Here is a 12,679-nt window from a genome sequence, read left to right as displayed (position 1 = left end):
GGTCACTCCTCCCGAGCGTGGTCGTGGGCCGCGGTCAGCACGCGCGCGGTGAGCACCTTGGCCAGGTGCGCGCGGTACGCCGCGGAGGCATGGATGTCGGTCTCCGGCTCGAGCTGCGCCAGGGCGGCCTCGGCGGCCCGGGCCAGCGCGGCGTCGTCGACGGAGCCGGCGAGCGCGTCGGTCAGGTCGACCACGGTCGGCACGTCGGAGACCGAGAGGTAGCCGGCGCGGGCCGAGGTGACGCGGTCGCCCTCGACGGCGACGACGGCGGCCACGCCGCACATCGCGTAGTCGCCGTGGCGGCGGGAGATCTCCTCGAAGGCCACGCCGGAGCCGGCGGGCAGCGCGGGGAAGAACGCCTCGACGGCGACCTCGTCGTGGGCCAGGCTCGACTCGAGCGGCCCGACGTAGAGCTCGTCGGCGGCGATGGTGCGGCGACCGGCGGACCCGACGACGTCGACCGAGCCGCCGAGCAGCTGCAGGACCATCGGCATCTCGGCGGCGGCGTCGGCGTGGACGATCGAGCCGACGGTGGTGCCGCGGTTGCGGATCGTCGGGTGCGCCACGTTGGCCAGCGCGAGCGAGACGAGGGGCTGCACGCGACGTACGTCGGCGGAGGCGAGGACGTCCGCGTGCCGGGCGAGGGCGCCGATGCGGACCCCCGTCTCGTCGGCGGTGACGTGGTCGAGGCCCGGGAGCCCGTTGATGTCGACGAGCAGCGCGGGCGCGGCCAGGCGCATCGACATCAGCGGCACGAGGCTCTGGCCCCCCGCGAGCACCTTGGAGTCGGGGTGGCCGCCCAGTGCCTGGACCGCCTCCTCCAACGTCTCCGGACGGGCGTAGTCGAACGCCGTTGGCTTCACCGTGGAGGACCGGCCTTTCCCATCAGTATTCCGAGAAAATGAATGATGCGGGCCGGCCCGGGCGTGCGCCCGGGCCGGCCCGCCGCCGTGCTAGTGCGCGTGCGTCACGTCAGAGGTGCGCACCTGCTCGCCGCGAGGACGGCCGATGTTCACCAGGTGGTAGAAGACGATGACCATGATCGTGCCGAGCGCGATGCCGCTCAGCTCGAAGTCGTCGCCGATCTTCAGGGTCACGTTGCCGATGCCGGCGATGAGGCCGGCGGCCAGCGGGACCATGTTGAGCGGGTTGCCGAAGTCGATGCGGTTGTCCACCCAGATCTTCGCGCCGATGAGACCGATCATGCCGTACAGCACGACGGTGATGCCGCCCAGGACCCCGCCGGGGATGGCGTTGAGGAGCACGCCGAACTTCGGGCAGAGGCCCAGGATGATCGCGACCAGGGCGGCCACGTAGTAGGCCGCGGTCGAGTAGACCCGGGTGGCCGACATGACGCCGATGTTCTCGGCGTACGTCGTGGTCGGGGACGCACCGAAGGCGCTGGCGAACGCCGTGGCGACACCGTCGGCGCCGAGGGCGCGGCCCATGTAGGGGTCGAGGTCGTCGCCGGTCATCTCGGCGACGGCACGGACGTGGCCGGTGTTCTCCGCGATCAGCGCGATGACGGCCGGGATCACCAGCAGCGCGAAGGTGAGGGAGAAGTCGGGGGCGTGGACCTTGCTGACGCCGTCGGCGAGGTCGCCGGTCGGCAGGCCGAACCACTTCGCGTCGCCGAGGCCGGTCAGGTTGATCCGGTCGCGGGTGACGACCTCGCCGGTGCCGTCGGGCGAGGTGATCTGGCCGAAGACCGTGTCGGCCAGGAACGACAGCACGTAGCCGAAGATCAGCGCGAGGAAGATCGAGATCCGCGACCAGAAGCCGGGGAACCGCACCGTGGCGACCACGACGAACGCGGCGGTCGCCAGGGCGATCCACTGGTCCTGGGGCCAGTAGGTGTTGGCCACGACCGGCGCGAGGTTGAAGCCGATCAGCATGACCACGGCGCCGGTGACGGCCGGCGGCAGGAGGCGCTTCAGGGCACCCGAGCCGAGGAAGTGCACGGCCACGCCGACGAGCGCCAGGATCAGACCGGCGATGAGGATCGCGCCGGTGACGTCGGCGGAGTCGCCGCCCTGCGCCCGGATGGCGAAGACACCGGAGACGAACGAGCCGCTGGTGCCCAGGTAGCTGGGGACCTTGTTGTTGACGACCAGCAGGAACAGGATCGTGCAGATGCCGGAGAACAGGATCGCGAGGTTCGCGTCCAGTCCCATGATCAGCGGGAACACGAACGTGGCACCGAACATCGCCACGACGTGCTGGGCGCCCAGACCGATCGTCTTGCCCCAGCTCAGCCGCTGGAGCGGTCCTACAGCTTCACCGGGCGCAGGATCGACCTGCGTCCACTTGAACATCGACATGCGAGCGTTCCCTTCGCCAACGGTGGAACCGAGAGGACAGCGAGCCTATTGAGGCCCACGTCACGCTCTGTATGGCCACTTCCGCCGAAAGGACCCCAGGAACGTCGACACATGTCGCCCACCGTCCGCGGACGAGCCTCTGCTGCGGGTCAGCCGCCGACGACCTCGAGCACCTTCAGGGCCACCGCGACGTCGAGGCGCAGGTTGTGGTCGGAGGTGATCGGGCCGAGCAGCCGCTCGAGCTTGGTGACGCGGTAGCGGATGGTGTTGTAGTGGAAGAACTGCACGCGCGCGGCCTCCGCGACGTTGAAGTTCGTGGAGAGCAGCACCTGCAGCGTCTCGCGCAGCGCGGCCGCCTCCTCGGTCTGCCCGGCCAGCTCGCCGAGCACGTCGCTGGCGAAGGCCCGCAGCTCGGCGTCGTCGGGCACCATCGCGATCAGCCGGTGCAGGCCGAGCTCGTCGAACCAGGTCGTCGTGCCGCCCCCGCGCACGCGCCGGCCGACGGCCACGGCGCGGTAGGCCTGGGCGTAGCTCTCGGGCAGCCCGCGCACGTCGGATGTCACCCGGCCGACCCCGACCGAGAACGGACGCCGGCCGCCGCCCTTGTCGCCGGCGACCGCGCGCACCAGGCGCATGACCAGGTCCGAGCCCGGCTCGTTGCCCGCCTGGGCGCCCGCCTGGATCCCCGGGGACCGGAGCACCGTCACCACCTCGGAGCCGAAGTCGGCGACCGGGACGGACTTGGAGACCGCGCCGACCACCTGGCGCCAGGCGTCGGCGAAGCGCTCCTGCCACTGGCGCTGCTCCTCCACGGTGCCCGCGGGCTCGCCGGCCGGCTGCGGGTCCAGCTGGGCGACCAGCACGATCGAGGGCCCGCCGAGCTCCCACCCGAAGCCCACGACGTGCTCGCGGACGAACTCCTCCGAGCCCGCCCGGCCGAGCAGCACGTCGCGCAGGAAGTCGCCGCGGTACTTGTTCTCCACCGCCGAGACCGCCTGCTCCCGGCTGATCGAGAGGGCGACGGCGGTGGCGGCCCGCCGCAGGGCGACCGTCTCGGAGTCGTCCAGCTCGCGGCCGGCGACGACCACCAGGTGGCCGAGCGGCTGGGACGGGGTCGCCACGGGGAGCCGGTGCACCCGCGAGCCGTCGAGCAGCACGGTATCCTCCGCGCCGATCCGCTCCACGCGCAGGCGCCCCGTCGGGTCGACGAGGTCGCCCTTGACGAGGCTGGCCTGGGTCATCTCCGAGAGCCGGGTGACCCGCTCGCGGCCGTCGGTCGTGGTGACGGCGACGTCCGCGCGGAGCGCGGCGCGGATGGCGTCGACGACCGCGCCGAGGTCGGCGTTGGCGAGCACCTGCTGGGCCAGCGCCTCGGCCAGGTCGTCCACGTCGAGGGGCTCGTCGCGGGGCACGTCGCCGGGCAGGTCGCCGGGCACGTCGGACGCAGCCTCGCCCGCCGTCGTTATCAACTCTTGCGTCGGCTCGGGGCCGGAGTTGGCAATGCTCACCATTCGGCGCACCCTAGTTGATCCGTTAGCGTCCGATGGGTGCCACTGCCCGCCTCGTCCCCCACCCGCGTCGCGGGCGCCGGGACCGCCGCGCTGCGGCGTCGGCTGCAGGACTCGCCGGGCCGGGGCCAGGTGGTGCACGCCGGGGCGCAGGCGGTCTACGTGCTCCTCGGCGACCGGGTCGTCGGCGTCGCCGCGCGCGGCGCCGTGCACGTCCCGGCCACCATCGCCACCGCGCTGACCCACCTGCCCGCCGTCGAGGTGGGCGCCCCCGCCGAGGTGGCCGAGGGCGTGCTGCACGTGGCGGGACTGGCGGTCTCGGTCGACCGGCTGGTCGCCGGCGACGTGCCCCACCTGCCGGCCGACGCCGGTGCCCGGCTGGCCGCGACCCTCCCCGACCTCTCGCCCGCTCGCGACCAGCTGCCCGCCGCGGCGCTGGCCGCGCTCGCCGCCGGTGACGGCGCGGCGGTCCTGGACCTGCTCGGTCGCGGCGACGGGCTCACCCCCGTCGGGGACGACGTGGTCGCGGGCTGGCTGGTGGCCGCACGCGGCCTGGAGCGCGACCGCGACGCGGTCGCCGACGCCGTACGCCGGCACGCCCACCGCACCACCGCTCTGTCGGCCACGCTGCTGGTCGACGCGATCGAGGGCGGGTGCATCCCGGAGTTCCGGGCGCTGCTGCTCGCGCTCGCCGCCCGCGGCGACGCGGCCTCCCCGTCGGGGGTGGCCGCCGCAGCCTCGCGGCTGGCCGCCGTCGGTCACACCTCCGGCGCCGGGATGCTCCTGGGCGCCACCCTCGCGCTCGGCACCTGAGCCACCCCGGCCCTGCGCCCCCCACTCCCGTCCCGCCCGTCCCCGACCCCGAAGGAACCACTCGATGACAGTCGAGCACGTCGAGATCCGCCCCGGCGCGTACGCCGACAGCGTGGCCCTGCTGCAGGTCAGCCGCGACGTCGCCGCCACGCCCGGGGTCGCCGCGGCCCAGGTCGCGATGGCGACCGACCTCAACCTGGAGGTGCTCGCCGGCATGGGCTTCACGCTCCCGCCGGCCTCCCTTAACGACATGGTCGTCGCGCTCCGGCTCGACGACGAGGCCGCGCTGCCCGCGGCGCTGGCCGCGGTCGACGCCGCGCTGGCCGCCGCCCGGAAGGGCTCGACCTCGGGCGACACCACCGTCGCGGCGCCGCGCACCACCGGCTCGGCGCTGCGCCGCGCCGGCGGCGGCCTCGCGCTGGTCTCGGTGCCCGGCGCCTCCGCGCTGGTCGAGGCGATGGACGCCCTGGACGCCGGCTCCGACGTCATGGTCTTCAGCGACAACGTCCCGGTCGAGCAGGAGCTCGCCATGAAGCAGATCGCGCGCAGCCGCGGCCTGCTCGTGATGGGTCCCGACTGCGGCACGGCCGTCGTTGGCGGCGTCGGCCTCGGCTTCGCCAACACCACCGAGCCCGGTCGCGTCGGCATCGTGGCCGCCTCCGGCACCGGCTGCCAGCAGGTCCTCGCGCTCCTCGACCGCGCGGGGGTCGGCGTCTCCGCCGCGCTCGGCGTCGGCGGCCGCGACCTGTCCACCGCGATCGGCGGCATCTCCACGATGACCGCGCTCGACCGTCTCGACGCCGATCCCTCGATCGAGCAGGTCATCGTCGTCTCCAAGCCGCCGGCCCCCGAGGTCGCCGCCGCGGTGGAGGAGTACGCCGCGGGGCTGGGCACGCCGGTCCGGTTCGCGCTGCTCGGCGGCGACCAGCCCGACATCACCACCCAGGTCGAGGGCCTGCTCGCCGACCTCGGCGTGGCCGTCCCCGAGTGGCCGACCTGGGGCACGCCCGCCACCGCCACCGGCGGGTCCGCCCTGCGCGGCCTGTTCGTCGGCGGCACCCTGTGCGACGAGGCGATGCTCCTCGCCGCCCAGTCGCTCGGGCCGGTCCGCAGCAACATCCCGCTCTCCCCCGAGCTGGCCCTCGGGTCCGACCTCACCGCCGACGGTCACCTGATGATCGACTTCGGCGACGACGGGCTCACCCGCGGCCGCGCGCACCCGATGATCGACCCGACCCTGCGGCTCGACCACCTGGCGAAGGTCGCCCAGGACCCCGAGACCGCCGTGATCCTGCTCGACGTGGTCCTCGGCCACGGCGCCCAGGCCGACCCCGCCGCCGACCTGGCCCCCGCCATCGCCGCCGCGCGCGGCGTCCGCGAGGTGCCGGTGGTCGTCGCCTGCGTCGGCACGTCCGCCGACCCCCAGGGCCTCGAGCGCCAGGCCGAGGCACTCGCCGCCGCCGGCGCGGAGGTCCACCTGTCCAACGCCGCAGCCACCCGCCGGGCGGTTGCTCTCGTCTCCGGAGGGACGCTGTGAACCAGCCCGCGAACGCCACCATCCCCAACCAGGCTCCCGCCGCCGTCGCGGCCGTGGGCGCCGACATGTTCGCCGCTGCCGTCGAGGCCCAGGCCGTACCGGTCGAGCGCGTCGACTGGAAGCCGCCGATGGAGGGCACGGTCGACGACCTCGCCACCGTGGCCGCCGACCCGCTGCGCCGCGACGCCAACGCCCTCGCCGTCTCCCGGATGCTCGACGTCCAGGCGATGCTCGTCGGCGTCGCCCCGGCCTCGGAGCTCCTCGGCCTGGAGAAGGGCCAGTTCCTGCACGCCGGCCCGCCGATCGAGTGGGCCCGCACCGCCGGGCCGCTGCGCGGCGCGCTCATGGGCGCGGCCGCGTTCGAGGGCCTGGTCGAGGACCCCGAGGACGCCGTCGCGCTCTTCGAGTCCGGCACCGAGGTGACCCTCGAGCCGTGCCACCACCGCAGCGCGGTGGGCCCGATGGCCGGCGTCGTCTCCCCGTCGATGTGGATGTTCGTCCTCGAGGACCCGGCCACCGGCCGGCGCACCTACTGCTCGCTCAACGAGGGCCTGGGCAAGGTGCTGCGGTACGGCGCCTACTCGGCCGAGGTGCTCGAGCGGCTGCGCTGGATGCGCGACTCGCTGGGCCCGCTGCTCGCCGAGGCCGTCGAGGCGGCCGGCCCGATCGACGCCACCGCGATCCTCGGCCAGATGCTGCAGATGGGCGACGAGGCGCACAACCGCAACCGCGCCGGCACCCTGATGCTGCTCCGCGACCTCGCGCCGCACCTGGTCCGCTCCTCGCGGCCGGCCGAGGACGTCGCCCAGGCGCTGGCCTTCGTCGGCGGCAACGACCACTTCTTCCTCAACGTCGCGATGCCGGCGTGCAAGCTCGCGCTCGACGCCGGCCGCGACATCGAGGGCAGCACGATGGTCGTGGCGATGGCCCGCAACGGCACCGACTTCGGCATCCAGGTCTCCGGCACCGGCGACCAGTGGTTCACCGGCCCCGCACAGCTCGCCGACGGCCTCTTCCTCGGCGACTACGGGCCGGAGGACGCCAACCCCGACATCGGCGACTCCGCGATCACCGAGACCGCCGGCATCGGCGGCTTCGCGATGGCGGCCGCGCCGGCGATCGTCCGGTTCGTCGGCGGCACCGTCCCCGACGCGCTGGCCACCAGCCGCCGGATGCGCGAGATCACCATCGGCGAGAACAACCGCTGGCCGATCCCCGTGCTCGACTTCGCGGGCGCCGCCACCGGCATCGACGTCTCCGCCGTGTGCCGCACCGGCATCCTGCCGCAGATCAACACCGGCATGGCCGGCCGCGTCGCCGGCGTCGGACAGGTCGGCGCCGGCCTGGTCACCCCGCCCGCGTCCATCTTCCCCGCCGCCCTCGCCGCCCTCGCCGAGCGCACCCGCTCCCGCGGCGCCGGCGCCTGACGGCCGCCACGCGACGTACGACGGCGCCCGCCACCTCGCCGGTGGCGGGCGCCGTTCGCGTCTCCCGCCCCTGATGCTTGTGTGACTGCTGGGGCTGGGGTGACGCGCAACATCTCAAGTTAACTTGGGATTCTGAAGGTTCCCTGCTGTTGCAACGGCAGGGAAGCGTCAACATCCCAAGTGAACCTGGGATGTCGCAAGGCACGCCGAGAGGCTCCCGGCTCAGCCGGCGCGGCAGGCGACCAGCACGCCGACCACCAGCTCGCGGCCGATCAGGTCGGCGATCTCCTCCTGCTGCGCCTGGGCGCGGGCCCAGCGGGGGTCGTCGCGGTGGGCCCGCTCGACCGTCGCGTCGACGGCGTCGGCGGCGGCCTGCCAGTCCTCCGGCGCGCCGGGGAGGTCGGCGAGCCGGGCCTCGTCGACGAGCACGAGGCCGGCGGCGGCGACCGCGGCGAGCAGCTCGTCGTGGTCGGGGAAGTGGTTGCCCTCGGGCTGGGTCGGCAGGACGTCGACGGTCCGCATGTAGACCAGCAGCCCCACGCCGCCCCCGGGCACGACGGCCCGCCGCAGCTCGGCGAGGTGGGCCGGCTTGTCCTCGACGGTGCACAGCACGCCGAGCGACCAGGCGCAGTCGAACGACGCGTCGGGGAACGGCAGCGCCAGCCCGTCGGCCGCGACGACCGGCGCGTCGAAGAGCTGCCGGGCCGCCCAGCAGGCACCGGTCATCGGCTCGGCCAGCACCGGCACGGCGTCCCGCTCGCGCGCGACGTACGCCGCCGGGCCGCCGACCCCCGCGCCGGAGTCGAGCAGCCGCGAGCCGGCACCCACCCCGATCGCGTCGGCGAGCCAGTCGAGCGCGGCGGGGCTGCCGCTGCCCCGGCACGCGGCCGGGAGGGCGTGGTCCGCGCCGAGCTCCTCGACCGCGGCGACCGTCCACGCCGCCACCGTGTCGAACTCGTCGACCATGGGGTCCTGCTCGCTCATCACGCCTCCCGGATCCGTGTGCCGACCTCGGCCTTCACCCGGGCGCCGGCCAGCTCGCCCTGGCTCGAGCCGAGACCGGACAGGTTGACGCCCACGACGCCGTCGATCGCGAGCAGCGACCTCGCCTCGCGCACTGCCGCCTCGATACCCGCCTCCCGCACGTCCGAAGCACCTAGCACCGCCTCCACCTGCGTGCCGTCGAGGTGCAGGCCGGGGAACCGCTGCAGCACGCGCGCCGACCGCTCGTCGGTGTAGACGGCGACCGCGGCGACCACGGGGATCGCGAGCCCCAGCCCCCGGGCCGCCCCGACGAACGACCCCACGTCGGCCGGCGACGCCACGTGGTTCAGCACGGCCAGGTGCGCGCCCGCCCGCTGCTTCTCCACCAGGCGCCCCGGCCGGACGTGCCGGGGCGCGGCGGACGGCGCCTCGGGCACCGCGACCGCGTGCCCGGCCTCCCGGGCGAGGGCCGCCAGCTGCGTGCCGTCGAGGTCGAAGACCTGGGTCACCCCCGGTCGGATCCCGGGCGCCCGCACGTCGCCGGTGACGCAGAGGACGCCGTCGACCCCGGCGACGGCGAGCCCGGTGAGCTCCTGCTCCAGCACGACCCGGTTGCGGTCGCGGCAGGCGAGCGTCACCCACGGCGCGCCCCCGGCCCCGGCGACCAGGTCCGCCATCATCACCGGCGGGAGGTCCGGCCGATTCTGGTGCTCGCCGACGAGCAGCCCGTCGCAGGACCCGGCGAGCAGCCCGGCGATCCGCGACACCGCGGCGGGGTCGTACGCCGGCACCGTCAGGTCGGTCAGCACCACCGGGCCGCGTCGCGCCGCCGCCAGCAGCCGGCTCCGGTCGGCACCCGGCGTAGCCGGGTGGGCCGGGTGGGCCGGCGCGCCGTCCCACGGCACCACCGCCGCCGGCTCCTGGGCGAAGGGGCAGGGCCGGGCATCGAGCTCGCAGGACGCGTCGTCGCGCACGCCGCCGCACGGACCGAAGCGCATCCGCTTCGGGCAGGTCTCGACCGGGGACGTCACGGGGCCGTCCCCAGCTCGGAGTCGATGTCGAACCGCGGACGCCCCTGCGCGACGACCCGGAGGTGCTCCTCGTCGCGGCCCGTGTCGTAGAGCTGGACCACCACGGCCTGCTCGACGCCGCCCTGGAACCGACCGATCCCGCGGCACGCCAGCACCAGGCGCAGCCCGTCGTCGTCGGGGTCCTGGTCCGCCCAGTCGGAGCGGTGGTCGGTCGCCAGCTCGAACCGGTCGACGCGCAGCAGCCGGGCACCGGGCCGCTCGTTCGTCGCCGCCACGGCCTGGTCCCGCAGGCCCGCGCAGTCGACGTCGTCGTACGACGCGGACCCGCCCAGCAACCCGGCCGCCGCCAGGCCGAGCACGACCACACCGGCCCCGACCCCGCCCGCGACCGCCGCCCGCCGACGCCTCCGACGGCGCTCGGTCGTGCCGGGCCGGACGTCGTCCGCCTGCCCGCCGGCCGGCGCACCGAAGGCCGGGCCGTACGGCGGCGGGCCGGAGCGGTGGTCGTCGATCACGGCACCTCCGACGGCTGCGAGCGGCTGGTCCGGGTGGGACCTGCCTCGCACGGTACGCAGACCGCCCCCGACGCGTCGCGTCGGGGGCGGTCCTGCGGTACGGCGCGCGGTCAGTGCTGACCGTGGCCCGTCGTCCGGCCGCGGTCGTCGTCGTAGAAGTCGCGGCTGCCCGACTTGGCGAGCCCGCGGCTGACCATGTAGCCGATGGTCAGCAGGGTGACGTAGAACCACGCCTCCTGGGCGCCGAAGTCCGAGGCGTCGACGACCGCCGAGGCGATGAGGACCCCGACGACGGCGGCCACGTAGGCGATCAGCTCGGTGGTCTTGAACGACGCCTTGGTCTCGGTGCTGATCCGGCGGGGTGCGGCACCCGGGGGATGGCTCGTCGGGCGAGCGTGCTCCGCCTGTGTCCAGGCCGGCTGCGGCTGCACCCGACCCGGTCGGGGGAACGGCTGTGCTCCGGGACGTCGCACGTGCCGGCACCGCCGTGCCCACCGCGGTCACGCACCTGCCGCGTGGCCGCTCGCACGCGCTCGCGCCGTGCTCGGCGCGACGCCCCGCGCCGCGACCGTGACGGCGACCGCGACGGCGACCCCCGCGGCCGCGAGCGCCATCGCCGCGAGCACCCAGGGGACCGCGTGCTCGCTCGTCGCCCCCACCGCCAGCCCGATGAGGGGACCACCGACCAGCGGGCCGGCCAAGCCCGCCGCGAAGACACCGGTGATCCCGCGGCCGTCCGGCACGAGGGAGGCGTGCCACGCGATGACGGCGGGGAAGACCGGTCCGATGAGCAGGCCGGTCACGGCGTAGGCGACGACCGCGGACGGCGCGTGCGCCGCCGCGGCCGCGCTGGCGGCACCGGCGACCAGGCAGGTGATGACGAGGCGGCCCGGCGGCTGGCGCAGCAGGACGGGCGCCGCGCCCAGCCGGCCGAGGATGAGCCCGATCCAGAACAGGGACACCGCGGAGGCCGAGCCGCTCTCCGACAGGGAGGTCGTCGCACGGAGGTGGGTCGTCTCCCAGCCGGCCACGCCGCTCTCGACCGCGACGTACCCGAGCAGCACCGCGGCGAGCAGGAGCACCGCACCGCGGTGGCCGTGCCGCCTCCCCGCCGGGCCGGTCGCGCCGGGGTGCGGGAGGCGGAGCGTGGCGGTGAGGGCGGTCAGGACCAGCGCCGTGGCGCCGCAGACCAGGTACGGCGCGTGGAGGTCGTCGGGGCGCCTGCCCACGAGGAAGGGGAGCAGCACGGCACTGACCCCGAAGGCGGCGCTCAGGGCCATCAGCACGGCGCCGCTGCCCTCGCCGAAGGACCGGGCCAGCACCGTGTTGAGCGGGAGGTCGACGAGCCCGAACCCGATGCCGGCCACCAGGACGCCGGCGAGGGCGAGCGAGCCCGTCGGGGCGACGGGCAGCGCGAGGCAGCCCAGGGCCAGGAGGGCTGCTCCCCCGGTCAGCAGCGACGACGGCGCGACCCTGGTGCGCAGCCAGCCGGCGCCCACCACACCGGCCGCGGAGCCCGCGGCGTAGGCGGCGAAGAGCAGCGAGGAACCGAACGCGTCGAGCCGGTGACGCTCCTGCAGCAGCGGCAGTGTCGGCCCGAGGACGCTGGCGAGCATGCCGAGGGCGGCGAACCCCACCAGGCCCGTGACCGCGAGACGAGCCGACGAGGAACGGCGGGCGGGGGCGAGCGGGGCGCGTGACACCCGGGCAGTCAATCCTGCATACTTCGGCACAGTCAAGTAGACCTCGGCACAAGGAGCGGCGGACGTGCGGGTTTTCGCGAGCGAACGACAGGCGCGCGTGCTGCAGGAGCTGCACCGCCGGGGCAAGGTCGAGGTGACCGGCCTGTCGGCGCTCCTCGGCGTCTCGGAGGACACGGTCCGCCGCGACCTGCGCACCCTCGCGGAGGCCGGCCACCTGCAGAAGACCCACGGCGGGGCGGTAGCCCTGGACCCGGCCCGGATGCCCTTCCGGACGCGTGCCGACGTCGCCGGCGCCGCCAAGACGGCGATCGCGACCGTCGCGGCACGCCTGGTCGAGCCCGGCCAGACACTGTTCCTCGACGCCGGCTCGTCGGTGCTCGCGCTCGCCGCCGCGCTCGAGGTGCGCCCACTGCAGGTGGTCACCAACTCCCTCGACGTCGCGGCGCTGCTCGAGGCCGACGAGCAGGTCACGCTCGTCCTGGCGGGCGGCCGGTGGGACCCCCACTCGCGCTTCTTCGCGGGGCCCACGGCCGTCGCCACGCTCGCCGCGCACCGCGCCGACTGGGCGTTCCTGGGCGCCTGCGCCCTGCACCCCGGGGTGGGAGCCACCTCGGTGGACCCGCTGGACGCCGAGATGAAGCAGACGATGGCAGGAGCTGCTCTCCGCACCGTCGTCCTCGCCGACGCCACCAAGCACGGATCGGTCGCCCCGCACGCCGTCCTGGGCACCGACGCCATCGACGTGCTGGTCACCGAGGAGGTCGGCGACCTCGAACCCTGGCGCCTGCGGGGCGTCGACGTGCTGGTGGCCGGCGGCGCGGGCTGAGCAGCGGCGGGGAC

The 12,679-nt window shown here is 75.1% G+C and carries 12 protein-coding genes; 4 read left to right on the top strand and 8 right to left on the bottom strand.

The window, feature by feature from the left end; all coding sequences use genetic code 11:
- Positions 1–2: 2 nt before the first annotated feature.
- From OSR43_RS01800 to OSR43_RS01790, 3 genes are all read right to left on the bottom strand, one after another.
- A complete protein-coding gene (locus OSR43_RS01800; RefSeq protein ID WP_302269243.1) occupies positions 3–863 on the bottom strand; it encodes a xanthine dehydrogenase family protein subunit M in 861 nt (286 codons plus the stop codon).
- Between the two features lie 90 nt (positions 864–953).
- Complete coding sequence (locus OSR43_RS01795) at positions 954–2,321, bottom strand: uracil-xanthine permease family protein (RefSeq protein ID WP_302269241.1); 1,368 nt, start codon at positions 2,319–2,321, stop codon at positions 954–956.
- 149 nt (positions 2,322–2,470) lie between these two features.
- A complete protein-coding gene (locus OSR43_RS01790) occupies positions 2,471–3,832 on the bottom strand; it encodes a CdaR family transcriptional regulator (protein ID WP_302269240.1) in 1,362 nt (453 codons plus the stop codon).
- A 36-nt stretch (positions 3,833–3,868) separates the two neighbouring features.
- On the opposite strand from OSR43_RS01790, the gene OSR43_RS01785 reads away from it, so the two are divergent.
- The 3 genes from OSR43_RS01785 (at position 3,869) to OSR43_RS01775 (ending at position 7,606) form a co-directional block, all read left to right on the top strand.
- A complete protein-coding gene (locus tag OSR43_RS01785; protein ID WP_302269239.1) occupies positions 3,869–4,642 on the top strand; it encodes a DUF2877 domain-containing protein in 774 nt (257 codons plus the stop codon).
- A 64-nt stretch (positions 4,643–4,706) separates the two neighbouring features.
- The gene (locus OSR43_RS01780) at positions 4,707–6,179 is read left to right on the top strand and encodes an FdrA family protein (RefSeq protein WP_302269238.1); all 1,473 of its coding nucleotides are present in this window, start codon (positions 4,707–4,709) and stop codon (positions 6,177–6,179) included.
- Entirely contained in the window at positions 6,176–7,606 is a 1,431-nt protein-coding gene (locus OSR43_RS01775; protein WP_302269237.1) for a DUF1116 domain-containing protein, read from the top strand. Before OSR43_RS01780 ends, OSR43_RS01775 begins: the two co-directional genes overlap by 4 nt.
- A 222-nt stretch (positions 7,607–7,828) precedes the next feature.
- Here the strand turns inward: OSR43_RS01775 and OSR43_RS01770 are convergent, their stop codons facing one another.
- From OSR43_RS01770 to OSR43_RS01750, 5 genes are all read right to left on the bottom strand, one after another.
- The gene (locus OSR43_RS01770; protein ID WP_302269236.1) at positions 7,829–8,590 is read right to left on the bottom strand and encodes a class I SAM-dependent methyltransferase; all 762 of its coding nucleotides are present in this window, start codon (positions 8,588–8,590) and stop codon (positions 7,829–7,831) included.
- Complete coding sequence (locus tag OSR43_RS01765) at positions 8,590–9,621, bottom strand: methylenetetrahydrofolate reductase C-terminal domain-containing protein (protein ID WP_302269235.1); 1,032 nt, start codon at positions 9,619–9,621, stop codon at positions 8,590–8,592. The genes OSR43_RS01770 and OSR43_RS01765 overlap by 1 nt, the downstream gene beginning before the upstream one ends.
- Positions 9,618–10,136 carry a hypothetical protein gene (locus OSR43_RS01760; protein WP_302269234.1) on the bottom strand — a complete coding sequence of 173 codons (519 nt, stop codon included), beginning with the start codon at positions 10,134–10,136 and terminating at the stop codon, positions 9,618–9,620. The genes OSR43_RS01765 and OSR43_RS01760 overlap by 4 nt, the downstream gene beginning before the upstream one ends.
- A 110-nt stretch (positions 10,137–10,246) precedes the next feature.
- Complete coding sequence (locus tag OSR43_RS01755) at positions 10,247–10,567, bottom strand: hypothetical protein (protein ID WP_302269233.1); 321 nt, start codon at positions 10,565–10,567, stop codon at positions 10,247–10,249.
- A 69-nt stretch (positions 10,568–10,636) separates the two neighbouring features.
- Positions 10,637–11,839 carry a sugar MFS transporter gene (locus tag OSR43_RS01750; RefSeq protein ID WP_302269231.1) on the bottom strand — a complete coding sequence of 401 codons (1,203 nt, stop codon included), beginning with the start codon at positions 11,837–11,839 and terminating at the stop codon, positions 10,637–10,639.
- Between the two features lie 64 nt (positions 11,840–11,903).
- Here OSR43_RS01750 and OSR43_RS01745 point away from each other — a divergent pair, with 64 nt between their 5' ends.
- Positions 11,904–12,665 (top strand): DeoR/GlpR family DNA-binding transcription regulator, encoded by a 762-nt coding sequence (locus OSR43_RS01745; RefSeq protein WP_302269230.1) that lies wholly within the window; start codon positions 11,904–11,906, stop codon positions 12,663–12,665.
- Positions 12,666–12,679: the final 14 nt, after the last annotated feature.

The organism is Nocardioides sp. Arc9.136 (genome assembly GCF_030506255.1).
Classification (GTDB): Bacteria; Actinomycetota; Actinomycetes; order Propionibacteriales; family Nocardioidaceae; genus Nocardioides.
The sequence above is the reverse complement of the archived record's forward strand: the minus strand, read 5'-3'. Positions and strand labels throughout refer to the sequence as shown.